Genomic DNA, 19,338 nt, shown 5'->3' on the forward strand with positions numbered 1-19,338 from the left:
TTGAATGCCGGGCTGTGGTTGCGCCGGGGTCGTCTGCTCATTCTCTGCTCCTGTCTCGCAGCCCATCTGGCTGCTCTCAGGCAGAAAATCCAATTATCTCAGTGTGCAGATTCTCCAGGCCACCTCTTGGAATACTTTCGCCAATTCGCGCGGCTATGTGGTGTTGCAGCTGGCATCGATGATCGACCCCACCATCGTGAAGAACGAAGGCCTGTTCAACGCGGTTGACATTGTCATTCCCGAAGGCTTCATCGCCAATCCGCCGCCCTACAAGCCCGCCGCGCTGGGCAGCTTTCATCCGGCATGCGAGCGCGGTGCCCAACGCCGCAAGGCCGGCGCAGGTCAGCGGCACGCCGACAAGGCCGAGGATGCGGGGTCCGGTCCTGTCGACCATGATCCCGATCGGCACGCCGAAGATGGCCTAGATCAGCGTCGCGATGGTGATGCTAAACGTCGTCGTTGCTCGCGACCAGCCGAAGCTTTCACTGATCGGCTCGATATAGACGCCAAGACCGTAGATATGGATCACACTGGTCGCGTAACCCAGCGCGCCGGCGAGGGGGACACCCCGATAGGCGTTCCATTCGGCGCTGGCGATAGCGGAGCTCGTCGCGATCTTCTCAGCCAAGTTTTTCGCGCGCCTCCTTCGCCATTTCGAAGCTGGAGCCGAGGTGGACGAGATAGCCGTTAAGGCCAAAGGCCTTCAAAGTGGCGGGATCGCCGATTTCGTCCTTGCGCGCCGCGACCTGCTCGATGGTCCAATCGGACTGGAACACGCCTTCGGTTTCCAGGATGTCGATCTTGGCCATGCGCCCGCCGATGGCAATCAGCGCCTCTCCCGACAATTCGCAGTTCTCGTGGGCCAGCCAGCCGACCATGGGCGACACCAGCTCCGGCCCCAGAGGCGGATATTGCGACGTGTCGAGCCCGTCTGCCATGCGCGTGACCGCGCCGGGCAGGATCAGATTGCTGCGGACGCCGTGCTCCTCGCCTTCCAGCGCGATCACATTGGACAGGCCGATCATGCCCGACTTCGACACGGCGTAATTAACACATTGCCTGTTGCCATAGAACCCGCCGATGGAAGAGGTCAGCACCACCCGACCGTAGTTCTGCGCTTTCATGTGGGAGAAGCTAGCGCGAACCAGGTAGAATGCGCCCATCAGGTGAACGTCGAGGACAGAATGGAAATCCTCGATGCTGATCTCGTCCAGCGCGCCGTAGCGGACATTGCCCGCATTGTGGATGAGGATGTCGATCCGGCCGAAATTTGCGACGGCCGCGTCGATGATGGCCGCTGCGCCTTCAGGAGTGGCGACGCTGTCCGTGCTGGCGATAGCCTTGCCGCCGGCAGCGCGAATTTCGTTCACGACCTGCTGCGCGGGGCCCTCGTCCTCCCCCTCGCCGAGGATGGCGCTGCCATTGTCGTTTACCACCACTTTCGCGCCTCGGCTGGCGAGCAGCAGCGCATAGTCGCGGCCTAGCCCGCGTGCGGCCCCGCTGATCACCGCAACGCGGCCATCGAAGCGCAATTCGGTCATCTGCCTCTCCATCATTCCGTCGCGCAATGGCTAGGCTTTGCCGGCGACCCCGCGCAACGCGGGCGCGCCGCTTTCGCCGTGGCGATGGAAAGGCCCCCATGCCTTGCGGTGCAGCAGGCAAGAGCGCAAAATTGTCTGCATGGGAAAAGACATGCAGACATCGCCCGATCTTGAAAAGCCGGTCCGGGTTCCGCCCGAGGCCTATGTCTCGCCCGAATACGCCCGAGCGGAGCAGGAGCGCCTGTGGCGCAAGGTCTGGCTGCAGGCCGGACGGGTGGAGGATATTCCCGAAACCGGCGATTTCATCACCTATGACATCGGGCCGGATTCGATCATCATCGTGCGTACAGGGCCCGACAGCATCGAGGCGCATTTCAACGTCTGCCCGCATCGGGGGCGCCGACTGGTCGACACGCCGCCGGGCAAGCGAAACGCGCATGGCCAGGCGCGGGGGTTCGTCTGCGGCTATCACGGGTGGAGCTTTGCCCTCGATGGCATCAATACCCATGTCCCTCACCAGGAGGACTGGCAGGGGGCGCTCTGCGGCGGGAAGTCGGACCTGACACCGGTACGCGTCGGGACTTGGGGCGGGTGGATCTGGATAAGCATGGACCCCGGTGGCGAGAGCCTGGACGACTATCTGGGCGTCATCCCCGAGATGCTCGATCCCTACCAGCTTCAGAACATGCGGGCCCGCTGGCGCAAATGGATCATCTTCGATTGCAACTGGAAGGTCGCGATGGAGGCTTTCTGCGAGACCTATCACGTCGCCACCACGCACCCTGAGTTCAACGCCTTCGGCCAGTTCCGTGGCTGGGCGCGTAACAAGGGGCTGCATTCGCATATCGGCTATGAAGCGCCCAAGGACATGGAGGAAGATGCAGGCAAATTGCGCGTCGGTACCGGCGATGCGCGGCTGTCTACGGCCGAGATGCAGCGCTTCACATGGGAAAACGCCAATACCAATACCACCATGACCATGGTGCGCGCCGCCGAGCGTCTGGCCGACGAACTGCCCGAAGGCACGGCGCCCGCCGAAGTGTCCGCGCACTGGATCAGGGCTTCGCGCGAGGCGGACCGGGCGCGCGGCGTGGAATGGCCTGCGGTGCCGCCTTCGCATACGGCGCAGGCGGGCACGGCGTGGCAGGTGTTTCCCAATTTCCAGATAGGACAGGCCGTGAACAACATGCTCTGCTATGCTGCACGGCCATACGGCACCAATCCCGACAGATGCATCTTCGAGGCGGCGGTTTACGAGCTTTACCCTGAGGGCAAGGCGCCCGAGACCGAGTGGACATATACCGAGCCGCATGAATGGCCGCCGGTGCTGCAGCAGGATTTCGGCAATATGGCTGCGGTGCAGCTGGGCATGAAGAGCGCCGGTTTCAAGGGCGCGCAGCCCAATCCCTACATGGAGCGCGCAGTTGCGAGCCTGCATCGCAATCTTGCCAGCTACATGGAAAGGGGCATGCCCGAACAGGCGGAATAAGCGGGACGATCGGCGCGTGCCGCAACGGCATCGAAAAGTGACAAAGGCGACACGTCCTACAGCCCCTGTCACATGCCTGTGTGCGGCAGAATTGCTGCCCTTTCGCGCGAAAAGTTACACGAGCGGGGTGGGAGAGATTCGACGATGGGAAAGAGCCTAACGTTCGATCGCTAACCCCTTCGCAGGATGTAGGACAGCCCATTGTTTGCGGGCCAGTCGTTCGGGTCCACGATGGCGGTGGGATCGTCGGGATGCGCGGGCTGCTCGCCGCATGCACCAAGGCCGAGAGCCAGCGCCAGCGCAGCCGGCCCCAGAGCATATATCGCAAGCCCGCCAAAGTCATCGCATGCCCTCCCAAGGCTTGTGCTGCGCAAGGCTATTGGCAGGAGGACGAAGCACAATCGTACCGGCCAAGACATCGACCGCCCGATCCTCCAGCAGTACAAAAGGCGGAAACGCGAAGTGGCGATCGGCGTGGTGCCCGCTGCGATCTGCAGACCCAGTCTTCGTGGATTGCGTCAGCTTTGCCTCCCGCCGGTTTTGCGATAAGGCAAGCACGACGCCCCCGATGCATTTCGGACTTGCGGGGCCAGGCAAAGAGATCATGCGCGGCCAGAAGTTGCATTCTCCTCAATCTGTCCATCGCGTGCTCCGCATTCTGGATCTGCTTTCCACCAGTGCCGATCCGCTGTCCCTTGCCGAGATCAGCCGCCGCCTGGCGTCGCCCAAGAGCAGCATCGTCTCGTTGCTGCACGGGTTGGAAGAGGCCCATTACGTCAGATCCACTGAGAACGGCTGGTGGCTGGGTTCCGGCGCATTCGGCTTGGGAAGCGCACTTGTCGCTGCGCGCGAAAGACTGCCATCGTCAGTGATAATTCACGCAGGGATGGTCGATCTGGCAAAGGCCAGCGGCGAAACGGTGATCTTCGCCGTGCTGAACGAAGATCGGACCGGCATCACCTATCTCGATGTCGTCGAAAGCCGTGAAACGGTCCGCTTCACTGTCAGCATCGGCAACCGGCGCGAGCTGTACTGCACGGCCGGGGGGCGGGTGCTGCTGTCGGAAATGACCCCGCAGCAGGTCGACGATTACCTGGCCTCTGTCGAACCTGCCGCATGGACCGATTCCACGATGACGGATCGGCAGGCAATCTGCGATGCCGTCAGTGCCGCGCGAGAAGCGGGGGTGGCGCAAACAATCGATCAGGCAGCGAATGGCGCCACGGGAACGGCGGCGCTCGTTCGCGCGGCGGGGGGGCAAGTGCCGGGGGCGCTGATCGTTGCGTCGCCCACCGCGCGCTCGCGGGACCGGCTGGCGGACTTGCGACAGCAGGTGCTGGATGCTGCGGCCTCGATTTCCCGCAACCTTGGTTTCACGGGCTGACGCTCAATCGTAGGAAGTCCAGTTCGGCTTGCGTTTTTCGGCGAAAGCGCGGGGGCCTTCCTGTGCGTCCTCGCAGCGATATGTCCATTCCGAGGCATGGCGGGCCGCCTCCAACGCTGCAGAGCGGCCCATCTGTGTCGCCAGCATGACCGTCTCGCGCCCGGCGCGGACCGATTGCGGCGCGCCTTCCAGCACATCGCGCGCCAGTTCGATGGCGACGTCCAGCGTCTGCCCCGGTTCGGCGAGGCGATTCACAAGCCCGATCTCATAGGCGCGCTGGGCGCTGATGGGCTTGCCGGTCAAAATGATCTCCATCATGATCCGCTGCGGGATCATGTGGATCAGCGGCGCGGCCCATGGCGAGCTTCGCCCTACCTTGACCTCGGTAATGGCAAAGCGCGCCTCGGTCCTGGCGACACACAGGTCGCAGGCCTGCGCGATCATCCAGCCGCCCGCGAAGGCCACGCCGTTGACGGCGGCGATGGTCGGCTTGCTCAATTCGATATTGTCATAGGGGACGGGAAACATGTCGCGTGGCGGCACCTGCAGCCGATTCTCGACCATTTCCTTAAGATCGCCGCCTGCGCAAAAGGCTTTGTCCCCCGCGCCGGTCAGGATCGCGATGCGGTAATCGGCATTCGCCTCGAACGCGCGCCATGCATCGAACAGGCCGGCGCGGACCTCGGCGGAGAGGGCGTTGCGCTGGTCAGGGCGATTGATGGTGATGACGGCGATGCCCGCTGCCGGGCTGGTCAGGGTGACGGCGTCTGACATTTGCTAGAAACCTCTATGGCGGATCGCTTGGGCCTCGCGGTCCAGCTCCTCGCGGAAATTGGGATGGGCGATGGCGACGAGGCGCCGAGCGCGTTCGGCCAGCGAGACGCCCTTCAGTTCGGCCGCGCCGAATTCGGTGACGATCACGTCCACGTCGCTGCGAGCGGTCGTGACCGGGCCGGAGAGCGCAGCAGTGATCCGGCTGACGCTGCCACCTCGCGCCGTGGCAGGCATGGCCACCAGAGAGCGGCCGCCCGGCGAACGGGCGCCTGCGCGCACGAAATCGACCTGCCCGCCTGTCCCGCCCAGATAGGTCGATCCGTTCTGTTCGGCGTTGATCTGTCCGGTCAGGTCGACCTCCACGGCAGAATTGATCGAGACCAGCCCTTCGACCCGCGCCAGCACGGCATCGGCATGCGTATAGGTACCCGCGCACATGCGCAGTGCCGAATTGCGATGCGCCCAGCGATAAAGCCGGTTCGTGCCGATCAACGCGCCATTGATGGACACGGCCTTGTCGATGGACTTGCGGGCATTGGTGACGACGCCTGCTTCGATCAGGTCGACAAGGCCGTCGCCCAGCATGCCCGAATGCACACCCAGATCGCGCAGGCCCGTCAGCTGCCGCAGGATCGCATCGGGAATCGATCCGACGCCGGTCTGGATCACCGATCCGTCATGGAAATACTGAGCCGCATTGCCCGCGATCAGCTTGTCGGTTTCCGAAATGGGGGCCGGGGGCACCTCGACCGGGACATGCGATGTGGGTACGGCGATATCGATCATTCCGGCAGGGATCGTCTCCCCCATCGTGAAGGGCGTCTGCTCGTTGACCTCGGCAATGACAGTGCGGGCCTTTTCGGCGGCCGCGCGCGCGTGATCGGCGATCAGGCTGCAGCTATGCTGACCGTTCTCGTCCGCGGGGCTGAGTTGCAGCATTGCAACGTCGCAAGGAATTACGCCCGCCTCGATCAGCGGGCCGACCTGCCCGACATGGACCGGAATGACCGACAGGCGATTGGCCTTGGCCATCGAGCGCAGCGATCCGATCGCGCCCATGCTGGTCAGCGTCAGCCCCTTGCAGCGGTCGGGCTGGAGCAGGCCCGAAAAGCTGGTCGCGATGAAAACCGTCAGGTCGCCGATGGAAGCTGCCTGATCCAGCAAAGCCTCGACCAGCACAGTCGGTTCGCCGCAGGCTTGGCCGAGCACGATGTGATCGCCGCGCCGGACATATTGCGCGAGGTCGAGGCTGGCGGAATCGACGGTGACGGTCATAGCCTGCCCGCCAGTCGCAGCACGGTTTCGGCGCGGGCGAGATAGGGCCGGTCGAGCATGCCGCCCTTGTAGCCGATGGCCCCGACGCCGGGATTGGCGGCAAAGATGTCGACGATCTCTTGCGCGGCGGCGATCTCGTCTGCGCTGGGCGTGAACGCCTTGTTGATCACGTCGACCTGCGCGGGATGGATCGCCAGCATGCCGCGATAGCCGTCGGCGCGGACCATTTCGGCGCGGGCGCGCAGACCGTCGAGGTCGCGGAAGTCGCCGTGGATCGTCTCGATCGGCAGCACATTTGCGGTGGCCGCGCCGATCAGGCACAGGCTGCGCGCAAGCTTGTAGGTGAAGTCGTAATCGCCGTTCGCATCGCGGTTGTTGCTGGCGCCCAGCGCGTCGGCAAGGTCCTCCGCACCCCAGGTCATGCCGACAAGTCGCGGCGCACCCGCATAGGTGCCGGTGGTGAACATCGCTTCCGCTGCTTCGGTGACCAGCGCAATCACCTTGGTCGAACCCTGCTCGATCCCGTTCGCAGCTTCCAGCGCGGTAAGGTAATGGTCCAGCAGTTCGATATCCTGTCGGCCGCGCGACTTGGGCAGCATGATCCCCCCGGGTCTGCCAGGCATCACGGCGGCGAGGTCATCGACAGCAAAGGGACCATCGACCGGATTTATCCGCACCCACAGCCGATCGTGGCCTCCGTCCCGCGACTGAAGGAGTTTGCGTACCATCTCTCGCGCGGCGGGCTTCTGATCGACCGTCACCGCGTCCTCGAGGTCGAAAAGCGCGATATCGGCGGCGCTGTCCGCGGCTTTCTCCATCTTGCGTTCGCTGTCGCCGGGCGCGAACAGCCAGGAGCGCATGGGGATGTTCTGGGACATGGAACCCTCTCTCGTTATTGCTGGGATGCGATCAGTATGAGCGCGGCAGATCCAGCACCTTCTCTGACAGGAAGTTCAGGATCATGTGCGGGCTTACCGGTGCCGTGCGCGGGATCAAGACCTCGCGCAGATAGCGTTCGACGTGATATTCCTGCGCATAGCCCATCCCGCCCAGTGTCAGCATGGCGGTGTGGCAGGCCTCGAACGCGAATTCGCCCGCGAGATATTTGGCGGCATTCGCCTCGACCCCGCAATCCTGGCGGGCGTCGAACAGGGTGGCGGCCTTCATCGTCATCAGATTTGCCGCCTCCAGCTGTGCCCAGCATTTGGCGAGCGGATGCTGGATGGCCTGGTTCTGGCCGATGGGCCGGTCGAAGACGATGCGTTCGCGGGCATAGGCGCTGGCTCGGCGGATCGCGGCCCGGCCCAGCCCTATCGCCTCTGCCGCCAGCAAGGCCCGTTCGGGATTTAGGCCATGCAGGATCATTCGGAAACCTTCGCCTTCCTTGCCGATCAGGTCTTCGTCGGGGATGAAAAGGTCCTCGATGAACAGCATATTTGAGTCGATGGCATGGCGTCCCATCTTGTGGATCAGCCGCACGTCGATCTTCGACCGGTCGAGATCGGTGTAGAATAGCGATAGCCCGCCGGTCTTGCTGGTCACGTCCTCCAGCGGAGTGGTGCGGGCCAGCAGCAGGATCTTGTTCGCGACCTGAGCGGTGGAGATCCAGATTTTTTCGCCCGACACCAGATATCCGCCATCCACCTTGGTGGCGCGCGTCGTGATGCGCGTGGTGTTCAGGCCGGCATTGGGTTCGGTCACCCCGAAGCAGGCCTTGTCCTTCCCCGATATGATGCGGGGGATGTGGCGTTCGCATTGTTCCTTCGTGCCGAACAGGATCATCGGTTGCAGGCCAAATATATTGATGTGCACCGCAGATGCGCCAGTCATGCCTGCGCCAGATTCCGCGACGGCCTGCATCATGATCGAGGCTTCGGTTATACCGAGTCCCGCGCCGCCATATTCCTCGGGCATTGCAATGCCGAGCCAGCCTTCGTCGGCCATGGCGCGGTAGAAATCCTCAGGGAAAATGCCGTCGTTGTCGCGCGAAAGCCAATAGTCGTCGTCGAAGGCGGCACAGCGTTTCAGGATTGCGTCGCGAATTTCCTGCTGCTGCTCCGAGAATGTGAATTCCATGATCGTGCCTCTTGCGCTTGTCGGCCTGCGCTTTCGCGCGTCCGTAGGAATTCGATTAGCACCGACACCACCAAAACATAAACTGGTTTGTGCGAATATCGGCACGGCGTATGAAAATCCGCATGACACGTCAAAGGGCGGCAGTTAGGGTACCTGCGAAACAGAGGATGCATAAAGTGTCGAACCAAGAGAGCGCGACCCGTCGCAAGCAGGGTCCCCTGCAAGGCGTGAATGTGATTGACCTAACCGCCATGGTCATGGGTCCTTATGCGACGCAGATCATGGCCGATATGGGCGCTGAGGTGATCAAGGTTGAACCACCAAGCGGCGATGGTACGCGCTACATTTCGGTGGGGCCCGCGCCGGACATGGGCGGTATTTTCGCCAATGTGAATCGCGGGAAGACCGGCGTGGTCCTTGATCTGACCCAAAAGGCCGACCGGGCGAAACTGCTGGAACTGATCGCAGATGCCGATGTCTTCATCCATTCGATGCGGGCCAAGGCGATCGCGCGGCTGGGTCTGGATTATGCCTCGGTCTCTGCGGTTAATCCGGCAATCGTCTACACCAATTGCTATGGCTATGGCCGCAAGGGGCGGTACCGGGACCAGGCGGCCTATGACGACACGATCCAGGCCGAGTGCGGACTTACTTCGGTGCAGGAACTGCTGAACGGAGAGCCGGGCTTCGTCGGTTCGATCATGGCCGACAAGATCGCGGGCATGACCGCGCTCTACGCGACGGTCATGGCGCTCTACCACCGCGAGAGGACGGGCGAGGGGCAGGAAGTCGAAGTCCCGATGTTCGAGACCATGGCCGCCTTCATGCTGGTCGAACATGCCAATGGAACGCTGTTCGATCCGCCGCTTGGCAAGGCGCATTATCCGCGGGCGGTGGGCCGCAACCGCAGACCCTATCGCACGAAGGACGGCTATGTCGCGGCGCTGATCTACAACGACAAGCACTGGCGCCTGTTTACCGAAGCGGTGAAGCCCGAATGGGTGACGGACGACATGGCGACGCTGGCGCAGCGGGCAAAGCAGATCGACCGGATCTACGGGCTGCTGGCGATAACTTCCTGACGCGCACGACGCAGGAATGGCTAGATCTGCTGGTGGACCTCGGCATTCCGGCTTCGCCATTGCGCAGCACCGACGAATTGCTGCACGATCCCCATCTAGAGGAAAGCGGCTTTTTCCAGACCGTGCCATCCCGCTGGGGCGATATTCGCTATCCGGGAATTCCGGTGGATTTCTCGAAGTCGCCGGGCGCTATAACCGGGCCGGCACCGGCTCTTCAGAGCCAGGCCGAAGAGGAGGGAGCCCAGTCATGAGCATGCCGGCATTCGAAACCATCCTGCTGGAGCGGCGCGAGCGATTGCTGGTGCTGACGCTGGCGCTGAACCGGCTCGATGCGATGAACGCCGTCAACCTGGCTTTGCACGACGAATTGCCTGAGGCGCTGGCATTCGCTTCTGGCGATGCGGGGTCCGATGTCGTCCTGCTGACCGGGGCGGGCCAGGCCTTTTCGGTGGGCGGCGATATCGAACACGTGCAACATAACGCCAACAACCCGCATCTCTTCGATCATGAGGCACGGCAGGCAAAGCGTATCGTCCAGACCATGCTCGACCTGGCAAAGCCGCTGGTGGTCCGCATGAACGGCCATGCGGTGGGCCTTGACGCGACGATTGCGCTGATGGGCGACATTATCGTCGTGGCGGAGCACGCGAAGATTGGCGATCCGCATGTCGTAATCGGGCTGGTCGCGGGCGATGCCGGCGCGCATCGGGCTGACGCGGGCCAAAGAATTCCTGCTGATGACCGAACTGGTCGCAGCGTCCGAGGCGGAGCGCATCGGCATGATCAACCGCAGCGTACCGGCGGACGAGCTGGACGCGGTCGTGGACACCTATTGCCAAAAGCTTTGTAACGGCGCCCCGAATGCGGTGCGCTGGACCAAGGTACTGACCAAAATGGAACTGCGCCGTGCGGGCGCTGCGCCGATTGCTAAATTTTCTAGCTGCGCGAGATGATGCTACGAAGATCAGTCGATTGAATTGACCTTTTCAGACAAAAATCCGCTCGTATGGAGCTTCTTGCGGACGGTTATTGGTGACATTCCCAACCAGCGCCGACAGGTCTTTGTCAGCACGGATTGTTCGGCAAAGCCGAGCCTTTCGGAAATATGTCCGCATTCGAGATTCGTCCGTCCAAGGTAATAGAGCAGCAAATCGCGCCGCACTTCGTCCTTCAGTTTCTGAAAACTGGTGCCGTGCTCGGTGAGCCGACGATGCAGCGTTCTGGCGTGTATATTCAACGCGTTGGCGACATCCGAATTGGAGCACTCGCCGTTCCACAGGAACCGCATGACCATACCGCGTACTTCGGCGTGCAATGGGGGCCGCTGAACGCTGAAATTCGCGTCGATGAATGCAACTGCATCCTGAAAGGACCCTGCGTCAGACCCGATGACGGGATAGGCCAAATCGCGCTGCCAGAAAACCATGCCATCCCGATTGCCTTCGAATATGACATCACAGCCGAAATGGCGCCTATATGTCGCAAGGGGCGATATCGGCCTGTGCCGGAATTCCACCCGGCGGGCGCGAGACAATCCGCCGGTCATCCGCAAGGCGCCAAGATGACCCAGCAACATCATCTGCTCGATCAACTGGGGGTGGGCCGGAGCTCCCTCGAGAAGCAGCTGGTGTCCTGCAAACACACCCTCGTCGCCGGGAAGGCTGTCCAGTGTCAGCTTCGCCGCAAGACTATGGGCATAAACATGCGCGCCCGCATAAGACAGGGCTTCGCCAAAAGTGCGCGATGACCGCATGGCACGTCCCAGCGGGCCAAATATTCCGGTTCCCTCCTGTTTAGCGGCAAGGCGCATGCCGAAATCGCGGCAGTTCAATTCGCGCGCGGCGATCTCGAGCGCCTCGCTCACCTTTCTATAGGTGAAGAATATATTCTCCGGATCGCTTGCGGCGACGCCTGAAAAATCGCCAACTCTGACCGGGTTCCCCCCAAGCTCACGCCACAATTCGGGAAAAAAGCGAAGCAATCGTGCATTGGTGCGATCCAGATCCGCTCCAGGTTCACCATGTGCACCGTTAGCCATGCCAATGGATCACATTGATGGCATACCCGCAGTCGCGGTAAATCCAAGCTTGAGAGCCGAGCATCGGATGCTCAAAGGTCAGGATCGGCTGCATTGTCTGATAATGCCCGATTATTCTCATCCAGCCGATCCAGTGCAAGCTTGCGCAACTGCGCGGTCTTCACCTTGGCGCTGCCAGTCGTTTCCAGTTCATCCGAAATGAAGAACAGAACCTTACGAGGCACTTTGTAACTAGCGAGTCGGTCGCGCAATGCTGCACGTACGGACTGTCCATCCAGCACCTCTCCTTTATGCGGAACGATGCAGGACACGACGATCTCACCCAGACTTTCGTGCGGCAAGCCGATCGTTTGCGACAGCTTTACCCGGGCATCCAGCATAATGGCCTCGTCTATCTCGAGCGGAGACACATTGGCGCCACCCGTCTTGATGATATCGTTGAGCCGCCCCTCCCAATAAAGACGCCCCTCTCCATCGAGATATCCCCCATCGCCAGTACGGAAATAGCCGTTTTCGTCGAGCGATTCATCAAGAGGAATGCCGAGATAACCCAGCATCAATGTCGGCCCCTTGACCGCAACCTCCCCCTGCTGACCGATGGGAAGCGTTTTCCCGGTGGTCGGCTCGACAATCCTGACCGTGTTGCCGGGAAACGGCAATCCATGGCTGCCTCGGGCTTCGTCCTGCGTCGTATTGGCCGGATAGCCGGTGCAGAGAGTGAACGTCTCTGTATTGCCGTAGCAATGGGTCGGCTGGAGCCAGTTCGTATTGATCGACGGATGCCGGGCGATCGGTGAGTTCGGGTCGATGTGAACCAAAGCGGACAGGTCGACATTCTCCCAATTCGGTGCCGCCAGCAGCTGTTCCCACTGATGGGGCCATGCGAACAGGAAACTCACCCGCTCACGCTCCATCAGATGAAGTGCCTCGGCAGGCTGAAACGTGCGCTGAAGGATGATCGAACCGCCTAGGCCCAGTGTTCCGCCCACGATCATCGCAAAATTGCCCGACCAGAAGAACCCGTTCGCAGTCCAGCTACGCACGCCATTTTCAAGGTCTTGCTGCGGACCCATGCGCCAAAGCTGAATTGAAACGCCGCGATGCGCGGAAAGGATGCCCTTGGGTTTTGCCGTCGATCCCGATGAGAAGAACAGGACGCCGGGATCGGCTGGTGCGATCGTAGCTTCCCGGGCTTCGATCGCATGTTCCGTGACATGCTTGCCGCGTTCGAGGAAGCTGTCCCACGGCTCGATCGCACCGCTTGGTTCATCGACATCGAGCATTGCGATCAGCCGGAGGAATGGAAACCGTGTCGATACCACTGCGCCCGGGCATCCTTGCGCGATCGCGGGATCAAGTTCGGCAAGGTCCCTCGCGAAATCCTTGCGCAAGACCCGCGGCTCGATCAGCAAGACCGAACAGGCCGATCTCGACAGCACGTGGTCCAGTTCCGCAGGGGTCGAGAACGTGCTGAGAGGCGAAGCGACTCCGCCAGCTATCGCTGTGCCGAACAATGCGGCCAGGAATTCCGGCCGATTGGTCATCAATATACCGACCCGTTCACCCTTCCCAAGGCCAATGCCCGCAAGCGCCCGGGCGACTTCCAGCGACCGGTCGAGAAGATCGGCATAGGTCCAGCGAACCACCGACCCGTCAGTGCGATATTCAACTACAGCCTCGCGCATGGCGAACCTGGCCGCCACGGATCGAAGAAAACCGGGTAGCGTCAATGCGCCAAGGCCCGGTTCGTCTCGAAGCGGCGCGCCGGATGAAATCGAAACCGCCGGATCGGAAATGTAGCGGTGCGGCAAGACTGGATCACTCATGCAGCAGGCCGATCGGTAAAAGGGGATGCAGATAGCCTCATCGATACTGAGGTGGTGAGGTAGTCCATCCCAGTCTCAATGGCGGTGCGTTCCTGTATGGCCCGTTTTTCCTGAAGGCCCATGGCATTCTCCCATTCATCCATTGGCCGGATACGTCGGGAAGCGCCGTCCCCGCTTGATCTATTCGGACAAAGTTCCGGGCGCGCCCGCTACCGCGTTCAATCGCTATCGTCGCATGGAACGCGATGACAAATTGTCCGAATTTATCAAGCAAGCTAGTGCAACCGCATCCTATCGTGGGGGGGGGGCGACCGAAAGCATGTTCGGCGAAAATCGGACGTTGAAGGAGTGGAGCGCATGGATGCCGAGTTGGGGGTAGTTATTGACCGCGCCAATATCCGCCATTGCATCGAACGGCTGGCCCGCGGGGAAGACCGGCGAAATGCCGAGTTGATCCGGCCGTGTTGGTGGCCGGAAGCGATTTACGATTATGGCGTTCAGAACGGCAATTTCGATGAATATCTCGCCTGGGTCGTGCCGGGAGCCGATGCGATCGCCAATACCCAGCACGTTTTGGGGCAGAGCTATATCGAACTCAACGGCGATACGGCGAAGGTAGAGACCCACGTCGTTTCCTATCACCGGGTCGATTATGGCGGCGGGGACGTGCATGACACCTGCATCGGTGGGCGATACCTTGATGTAATGGCCAGGCGCGCCGGTGCCGACGGCAACGCGGAATGGCGGATCGCCAGCCGGGTGATGCTTTATGACTGGTTCCAGGACTGGGGCGCCTCCGCCGATTGGTCGCAGGGCGTGATGGGCCTGCCCTTCACCCGCGACATCTTCCCCGGGCGGGCGAAGGGCGACCACAGCGAAAACTTCTTCGGCAAAGCATCGTGATGACTGCATCGCTTACAGGCAAAGTCGCCCTCGTCACCGGGGCGAGCCGCGGCATTGGCAAGGGCATTGCGCTAGTGCTGGCCGAGCAGGGCGCGACCGTATTCGTGACCGGCCGCACGTTGAACGAAGGCGATTACTATTTACCCGGCACCGTTGGCGGGACCGCCGCCGAATGCGATGAGCGCGGAAAGGACAGCGGCGGACGCGGTATCGCCGTCGCCTGCGACCACGGAGATGACGATCAGGTCGCCGCACTGTTCGACAGGATCGAGCGCGAGGCGGGGCGGCTCGACATATTGGTCAATAGCGCCACACAACTGTCCGAAGATCTGCTCGAGCCAAAGCCGTTCTGGGAAAAGCCCCTGTCCAATCTTGAGATGTGGCATGTCGGCGCCCGCTCCTATTACACGTCCTCGTGGCATGCGGCGAAGATGATGGCACGGCAGAAGTCAGGCCTGATCGTAATGATCAGCGGCTATACCGGCGTCACCTACACCTATGGCGTCGTGTTCAGCGCGACCAAGGCCATCGTCGACCGCATCGCGCGCGACATGGCCATCGAGTTGGAACCATATAATGTCGCAGCCATATCGCTGTGGCAGGGTCTTACGCTGACCGAAAAGGCCCGAGACAATCTGGCCAAGGCCGCTGACAAGATGACCACTTCGGTCGCGGGCCAGTCCGGCAGTTCGGTCGAACATCCGGGGCGCGTCATTGCCGCCATGGCCGCCGATCCAAAGATCATGGACCGGTCAGGCGCGACCTATATCACCGCCGAACTGGCCGACGAATATGACATGGTCGATGTGGACGGGAAGCGCATTGAATCGATGCGCAGCAAGCGCGGCAGCCCGTTGTGGGGACCGGTTCGGGAGAATAATTACCGTGGCAAGTGATCGTGACGCCGCACTTGCTGCGCTGCTCGACAAGGAGGCCATCCGTGAGGCGCTTGCCGCATTCGCGCGCGGGATGGATCGCTTCGACCGTGAAGTCTATCTCTCGGCATTCTGGGATGACGCCGAAGTGGCCGCAGGGCCATTCGTCGGCTCTGCGGCCGATTGCTGGGACTGGGCGGTGCCGATGCACCAAGAGGGGCAGCAGCTGACGCACCATGCCTTGCTGCAATCGAACATCGACCTTGATGGCGACACCGCCCATGTCGAAACCTATTACCATTTTGTTGCCCGCAACCGCGACGATACGCTGGTTCTGGCGGGCGGGCGCTATATCGACCGGTTCGAGCGGCGCGACGGCGTATTCCGCATCGCACTGCGCGTTAATATGATCGAATGGGCATGCCTTCCGCCCGCGATCCCGCCACCGTTTAGCGATGTGCCCGATGTGGCGCTGAACGGCGTGTCGGACCGCAGCAAGGACGACCCGTCCTACCGGCGACCGCTCATCAACAAGCGTGCGCCCGCGAATCCGGCGAAAGACCAGGTCGGCAGGCCACAGGGAGAGTAATTCAATGACCGATCTCGTTCTCGATTGTTCGGATATCGACCAATATCTTGGAAAGCCGGTCGAATCCTCGCCCATTCGCGAGCCGCTTGGCAATAATGACATTCGCCGCTGGGTGCAGGCGATGCATTATCCGAACCTCCTGCATTACGATCCCGCCTATGCTGCCGACAGCCGCTGGGGCAAGCTTGTTGCGCCGCAGAGCTTTCCGATCGTCATGGATGAGAGCCACGGGACGGCAGGTGCCTGCGTGGGCTGTATCCCCAATTCGCACCTGCTGTTCGCGGGCGACGAGTTCTGGCATTATGGTCCGCGCGTGTTCGGCGGCGATGTCCTCACCAATGAACGCATTCCATATGACTATGTGGTTAAGGAAACGGGCCTTGGCCCGACTTGCTTTCAGCGGGGCGACAATTTCTACCGCAATCAGAACGGGGAACTGATCGCGAAGCAGCGATCTACTGCGCTGCGCTATAACGCGGCCGCTGGCGGCGCGACAGTCAATCCCGACGGCTTTGACGAGCCCGAATGGTCCGACGATGAATTGGCGCACTTGGAAGAGCGCAAATTCGCGTGGATCAAGATGCTGCATGATCTTGGTCACGGCGAGCGCTGGTGGGATGACATCAAGGTCGGGGACCATTTGCCCGAGCGCGTATTCGGACCGCACACCGTGGCAAGCTTCACCACGGAATGGCGATCCTATCTGTTCACGATATGGGGCACGATCAATCGCCGGCAGATCGACATGACGGCACTGGGCTTCACTGAGGAAATGGCAGGGCACGAAAACGACCCGGTCATGGAACGCATCAACCCCGAACTGACCGACGGCGCCTATATCGGTCCATCGCGCGGCCATCTGTTCCCGAAATACGCGCGCAAGATCGGTATGCCGCGCGCCTATGGCTATGGCGCATCAATGGGGGCGTGGGTCACTGATTATCTTGCCGGCTGGGCGGGGGAGCATGGCATGGTCGTCCACTCGATCGCCAATTATCGCGGTCCGGCGCTGTCAGGTGATATCACCATCCAGACTGCCGAAGTCGTCGACAAGCTGATCGATGAAAAGGGTCGCCACATCGTGCAGGTGGGGCACCTGATGCAGAACCAGAAGGGTGTGAAGATGTGTCTTGGCACCGCAGAGATCGCCCTGCCGAAACGTGTGGAATAGGCTGCACGAGTGCGTCACTTCATTTGTCAGTCCGACTTGATCCAACCTTCTCTTATCCGGACAGTTGGTAGACAGCGGTAGCTGCTATTAATGCCGTCTTTCTCTATGATTGACCGAACTGCCACGCGCGCTCGACGGGTTCGGTTTCCAAGGCATGGCGGACACCATAATCAATTCCTCGCTGTTCCACGAGTAATACCACATTTCCGCACGCGTCAGCTATCCGTGCCGGTCGGACTGGGCCGACACGCTGGACAGCCTTGGCGCGGGCGAGAACCGCAAGGGGTATGAGAACCTCGACGTCTCGCTGCGCTATGTCGTGCCCGATGCGTTCACGCTCTACGCCGATCTCGCAAACCTGACGAACGAGAAATACATCGTCTACGCCGACACGATCAATCGCCCGACCGAGGTGGAACAGATCAGTTCACGGTACATGTTCGGCTCCCGTTTCAGCTTTTGAGGTTATCATGATCAAGACAGCATTCGCCATTGCAACCCTCGCCATGGTTGCGCAGCACGGGGTGGCTTCGGCCAGAAACATCGTCCTTACCAATGACGACGGGCTGACCAGCAATGTGCTGGCGCTTTACCGGGCGTTGAAAGCGGACGGGCATGACGTCATCGTTTCCGTCCCCTGCCAGAACCAGAGCGGCATGGGCGCAGCCATCATTGTCGGGCGTCCGCTCACGCCGCTGACGCAGGCCTGCCTTGCCGGTGCCGCCGAAGCGGGCGCACCCGCCGCCGGTCCGATGACGCGCAAAGATCTGCCCGCGGACGATTTCTTCTATGTGGACGGAACGCCCGTCATGTCGATGCTCTATGGCGTCGACGTGATCGGGCAGCAGCGCTGGGGCAAGGAGCCCGACCTCTTCCTGTCCGGCCCGAACGAGGGACAGAACGTCGGTGCCATCGTTTTGAGTTCCGGCACGGTCAGCAATGCGCAATATGCCGCCGTGCGCGGCATTCCGGCGATCGCTCTGAGCGCAGGTGCCCGGACGGTAGACGATGTAGGGCTGGATCATCCGGACTCAGCCAAAGTGGCAGAGTTGTCGGCCGATCTGGTCGCGGCGCTGGCGGATCGCGCTGGTGAGGGTTCGTTGCTTCCTGCCGATATCGCGCTCAACGTGAACTTCCCGGATAAGCTCGATGGTGCGGAGTGGCTGCTGTCGCGGATTGGCACCTATAATGCCTATGACATGCGCTTTTCGGCCGACATGGCAGCCAGCGCGACGCCGGTGATGAAGGCGATGGCCGCGGAGCGCGGCATAAAGATTCCCAGTCTACCGGGCCTTAGCTTCGGCATGAACAGCTTGGATCCGACTACCGAGCAGGGCGCTGACGAGTCCGTCGTCTATCGCAGCGCGATTGCCGTCAGCGCAATGCAGGCAGGTTACGCCGCGGACGATACCGCTGAATCGCTGATCACCGAACGGTTGGCCGGGTTCCTGACCGTACCGAGCGAATGATGGGACTTCCGAAAATGCGTTATCTTTGAAGTCTGTGTCGGATCGTTAGCGGAATGGCAGCTGGCGTATTGTCATTGCTTTTGCCAAGAGCGGACTGTCTTGCATCGGCGCATAAAAAATTGGGCAAACTTTTCTGAATTTTATGGGCATTTCTGCGGGCCGAGTGCGTGTGCGTGACGGTTAAACATCATTCATTTCCAGACCTTGAGCGTCCAGAGCGAGAGCTTTTTTGGCCATCGAATTGGGCGAGTTTCTCACGACTGCGCGTACATATGAAACCGGTAAACGTCATGGATCAAAGTGATCCGCTAGGACAAGCCGACGATGAATGGCTGCTAGCCCAGTTTGCCGACCAGAACTGGACATGCCGCTCTCGGCCCAATCTTTGCCTTCCTATGAGATAGCCTTTTCGCCCGCTGAACGTCGGCTTCTGGAGAAGTGGCTCGGTTTGTCTGAACAGCCTTTGACGTTTGATAAGTGGATCGTCTGCGGTTTGGTTGTTCAAGCTGGCGCCTGCGGGGCGTCATGGAGGTCGGGCGTAGCCCGGCCGGAGTGACGCCCCGCAAGTCGCGGCCAATTCACGCTGCCACGGCCTGTGGCAGATTGTCAAAGTAGGTTTGATCGGGCGTACGTCCGCCGAGGCTCGAGTGAGGTCTCCGGGCGTTGTAGAAGCCCAGGTATCGGCCGATCGAACTGCGCGCTTCGCTGACGCATGCGTCGGCGTGCAGGTAGACTTCCTCGTACTTCACCGAGCGCCACAGCCGCTCGACCACGACATTGTCGCGCCAGGCGCCGCGGCCGTCCATGCTGATGGCGATACCCTCGCGCCGCAGCACGCCGGTGAAG

20 protein-coding genes and 1 pseudogene are annotated in these 19,338 nt (G+C 61.3%); 11 read left to right on the forward strand and 10 right to left on the reverse strand.

Features of this window, described 5'->3' with window-relative positions; genetic code table 11:
• Nucleotides 1-76 precede the first annotated feature (76 nt).
• Genes FMM79_RS21675 through FMM79_RS00770 form a run of 3 tightly spaced genes read right to left on the reverse strand, consistent with a single transcriptional unit; the run spans nucleotide 77 to nucleotide 1,541 of the window.
• Nucleotides 77-394 (reverse strand): hypothetical protein, encoded by a 318-nt coding sequence (locus FMM79_RS21675; protein ID WP_240338889.1) that lies wholly within the window; start codon nucleotides 392-394, stop codon nucleotides 77-79.
• A 27-nt stretch (nucleotides 395-421) separates the two neighbouring features.
• Complete coding sequence (locus FMM79_RS21335) at nucleotides 422-628, reverse strand: hypothetical protein (protein WP_162528408.1); 207 nt, start codon at nucleotides 626-628, stop codon at nucleotides 422-424.
• Nucleotides 621-1,541 carry an SDR family NAD(P)-dependent oxidoreductase gene (locus FMM79_RS00770; protein ID WP_148625247.1) on the reverse strand — a complete coding sequence of 307 codons (921 nt, stop codon included), beginning with the start codon at nucleotides 1,539-1,541 and terminating at the stop codon, nucleotides 621-623. Before FMM79_RS00770 ends, FMM79_RS21335 begins: the two co-directional genes overlap by 8 nt.
• Nucleotides 1,542-1,692: 151 nt before the next feature.
• Here FMM79_RS00770 and FMM79_RS00775 point away from each other — a divergent pair, with 151 nt between their 5' ends.
• A complete protein-coding gene (locus FMM79_RS00775; RefSeq protein WP_240338890.1) occupies nucleotides 1,693-3,030 on the forward strand; it encodes an SRPBCC family protein in 1,338 nt (445 codons plus the stop codon).
• Nucleotides 3,031-3,634: 604 nt separating this feature from the next.
• On the forward strand, nucleotides 3,635-4,414 hold the full coding sequence (locus FMM79_RS00780) for an IclR family transcriptional regulator (protein WP_148625272.1): 780 nt from the start codon (nucleotides 3,635-3,637) through the stop codon (nucleotides 4,412-4,414).
• 3 nt (nucleotides 4,415-4,417) lie between these two features.
• Here the strand turns inward: FMM79_RS00780 and FMM79_RS00785 are convergent, their stop codons facing one another.
• Genes FMM79_RS00785 through FMM79_RS00800 form a run of 4 tightly spaced genes read right to left on the reverse strand, consistent with a single transcriptional unit; the run spans nucleotide 4,418 to nucleotide 8,644 of the window.
• Nucleotides 4,418-5,188, reverse strand: coding sequence for an enoyl-CoA hydratase/isomerase family protein (locus tag FMM79_RS00785; RefSeq protein ID WP_148625249.1), 771 nt, complete (start codon nucleotides 5,186-5,188; stop codon nucleotides 4,418-4,420).
• 3 nt (nucleotides 5,189-5,191) lie between these two features.
• Nucleotides 5,192-6,463 (reverse strand): acetyl-CoA hydrolase/transferase family protein, encoded by a 1,272-nt coding sequence (locus tag FMM79_RS00790; protein ID WP_148625251.1) that lies wholly within the window; start codon nucleotides 6,461-6,463, stop codon nucleotides 5,192-5,194.
• Entirely contained in the window at nucleotides 6,460-7,341 is an 882-nt protein-coding gene (locus FMM79_RS00795; protein ID WP_148625253.1) for a CoA ester lyase, read from the reverse strand. The genes FMM79_RS00790 and FMM79_RS00795 overlap by 4 nt, the downstream gene beginning before the upstream one ends.
• Nucleotides 7,342-7,372: 31 nt before the next feature.
• Nucleotides 7,373-8,644, reverse strand: a complete 1,272-nt coding sequence (locus FMM79_RS00800) for an acyl-CoA dehydrogenase family protein (RefSeq protein WP_240338891.1) — start codon at nucleotides 8,642-8,644, stop codon at nucleotides 7,373-7,375.
• 128 nt (nucleotides 8,645-8,772) lie between these two features.
• Here FMM79_RS00800 and FMM79_RS00805 point away from each other — a divergent pair, with 128 nt between their 5' ends.
• From FMM79_RS00805 to FMM79_RS00810, 3 genes and pseudogenes are all read left to right on the forward strand, one after another.
• Entirely contained in the window at nucleotides 8,773-9,621 is an 849-nt protein-coding gene (locus FMM79_RS00805; RefSeq protein WP_256376763.1) for a CaiB/BaiF CoA-transferase family protein, read from the forward strand.
• 32 nt (nucleotides 9,622-9,653) lie between these two features.
• Complete coding sequence (locus FMM79_RS22035; protein WP_256376764.1) at nucleotides 9,654-9,872, forward strand: CoA transferase; 219 nt, start codon at nucleotides 9,654-9,656, stop codon at nucleotides 9,870-9,872.
• 83 nt (nucleotides 9,873-9,955) lie between these two features.
• Nucleotides 9,956-10,574, forward strand: a pseudogene (locus FMM79_RS00810) (enoyl-CoA hydratase/isomerase family protein).
• Between the two features lie 11 nt (nucleotides 10,575-10,585).
• On the opposite strand, the gene FMM79_RS00815 reads toward FMM79_RS00810, so the two are convergent.
• Both FMM79_RS00815 and FMM79_RS00820 read right to left on the reverse strand, forming a co-directional pair.
• A complete protein-coding gene (locus tag FMM79_RS00815) occupies nucleotides 10,586-11,659 on the reverse strand; it encodes an AraC family transcriptional regulator (protein WP_148625255.1) in 1,074 nt (357 codons plus the stop codon).
• 71 nt (nucleotides 11,660-11,730) lie between these two features.
• On the reverse strand, nucleotides 11,731-13,485 hold the full coding sequence (locus FMM79_RS00820) for a class I adenylate-forming enzyme family protein (RefSeq protein WP_148625257.1): 1,755 nt from the start codon (nucleotides 13,483-13,485) through the stop codon (nucleotides 11,731-11,733).
• Between the two features lie 357 nt (nucleotides 13,486-13,842).
• Here FMM79_RS00820 and FMM79_RS00825 point away from each other — a divergent pair, with 357 nt between their 5' ends.
• The 6 genes from FMM79_RS00825 (at nucleotide 13,843) to FMM79_RS00850 (ending at nucleotide 18,492) form a co-directional block, all read left to right on the forward strand.
• Entirely contained in the window at nucleotides 13,843-14,388 is a 546-nt protein-coding gene (locus FMM79_RS00825; protein ID WP_148625260.1) for a nuclear transport factor 2 family protein, read from the forward strand.
• A complete protein-coding gene (locus FMM79_RS00830) occupies nucleotides 14,388-15,284 on the forward strand; it encodes an SDR family NAD(P)-dependent oxidoreductase (protein WP_148625262.1) in 897 nt (298 codons plus the stop codon). The genes FMM79_RS00825 and FMM79_RS00830 overlap by 1 nt, the downstream gene beginning before the upstream one ends.
• Nucleotides 15,274-15,852, forward strand: coding sequence for a nuclear transport factor 2 family protein (locus FMM79_RS00835; protein WP_205466413.1), 579 nt, complete (start codon nucleotides 15,274-15,276; stop codon nucleotides 15,850-15,852). Before FMM79_RS00830 ends, FMM79_RS00835 begins: the two co-directional genes overlap by 11 nt.
• A 4-nt stretch (nucleotides 15,853-15,856) precedes the next feature.
• Complete coding sequence (locus tag FMM79_RS00840; RefSeq protein ID WP_148625266.1) at nucleotides 15,857-17,023, forward strand: MaoC family dehydratase N-terminal domain-containing protein; 1,167 nt, start codon at nucleotides 15,857-15,859, stop codon at nucleotides 17,021-17,023.
• 319 nt (nucleotides 17,024-17,342) lie between these two features.
• A complete protein-coding gene (locus FMM79_RS00845; protein ID WP_371710543.1) occupies nucleotides 17,343-17,486 on the forward strand; it encodes a hypothetical protein in 144 nt (47 codons plus the stop codon).
• A 7-nt stretch (nucleotides 17,487-17,493) separates the two neighbouring features.
• Nucleotides 17,494-18,492, forward strand: coding sequence for a 5'/3'-nucleotidase SurE (locus FMM79_RS00850; protein ID WP_148625268.1), 999 nt, complete (start codon nucleotides 17,494-17,496; stop codon nucleotides 18,490-18,492).
• 578 nt (nucleotides 18,493-19,070) lie between these two features.
• Here the strand turns inward: FMM79_RS00850 and FMM79_RS00855 are convergent.
• On the reverse strand, nucleotides 19,071-19,338 hold a 268-nt coding region (locus FMM79_RS00855), incomplete at its 5' end, for an integrase core domain-containing protein (RefSeq protein ID WP_148625073.1).

It is taken from the genome of Novosphingobium sp. BW1 (assembly GCF_008107685.1).
In the GTDB taxonomy this organism is placed as follows: Bacteria; Pseudomonadota; Alphaproteobacteria; order Sphingomonadales; family Sphingomonadaceae; genus Novosphingobium.

What these genes read in the sequence shown, in the direction of transcription:
- FMM79_RS21675 (WP_240338889.1), bottom strand. Translation starts at nt 394, where the DNA reads ATGGTCGACAGGACCGGACCCCGCATCCTCGGCCTTGTCGGCGTGCCG.
- FMM79_RS00770 (WP_148625247.1), bottom strand. Translation starts at nt 1,541, where the DNA reads ATGACCGAATTGCGCTTCGATGGCCGCGTTGCGGTGATCAGCGGGGCC.
- FMM79_RS00775 (WP_240338890.1), top strand. Translation starts at nt 1,693, where the DNA reads ATGCAGACATCGCCCGATCTTGAAAAGCCGGTCCGGGTTCCGCCCGAG.
- FMM79_RS00780 (WP_148625272.1), top strand. Translation starts at nt 3,635, where the DNA reads ATGCGCGGCCAGAAGTTGCATTCTCCTCAATCTGTCCATCGCGTGCTC.
- FMM79_RS00785 (WP_148625249.1), bottom strand. Translation starts at nt 5,188, where the DNA reads ATGTCAGACGCCGTCACCCTGACCAGCCCGGCAGCGGGCATCGCCGTC.
- FMM79_RS00790 (WP_148625251.1), bottom strand. Translation starts at nt 6,463, where the DNA reads ATGACCGTCACCGTCGATTCCGCCAGCCTCGACCTCGCGCAATATGTC.
- FMM79_RS00795 (WP_148625253.1), bottom strand. Translation starts at nt 7,341, where the DNA reads ATGTCCCAGAACATCCCCATGCGCTCCTGGCTGTTCGCGCCCGGCGAC.
- FMM79_RS00815 (WP_148625255.1), bottom strand. Translation starts at nt 11,659, where the DNA reads ATGGCTAACGGTGCACATGGTGAACCTGGAGCGGATCTGGATCGCACC.
- FMM79_RS00820 (WP_148625257.1), bottom strand. Translation starts at nt 13,485, where the DNA reads ATGAGTGATCCAGTCTTGCCGCACCGCTACATTTCCGATCCGGCGGTT.
- FMM79_RS00825 (WP_148625260.1), top strand. Translation starts at nt 13,843, where the DNA reads ATGGATGCCGAGTTGGGGGTAGTTATTGACCGCGCCAATATCCGCCAT.
- FMM79_RS00830 (WP_148625262.1), top strand. Translation starts at nt 14,388, where the DNA reads ATGACTGCATCGCTTACAGGCAAAGTCGCCCTCGTCACCGGGGCGAGC.
- FMM79_RS00840 (WP_148625266.1), top strand. Translation starts at nt 15,857, where the DNA reads ATGACCGATCTCGTTCTCGATTGTTCGGATATCGACCAATATCTTGGA.
- FMM79_RS00850 (WP_148625268.1), top strand. Translation starts at nt 17,494, where the DNA reads ATGATCAAGACAGCATTCGCCATTGCAACCCTCGCCATGGTTGCGCAG.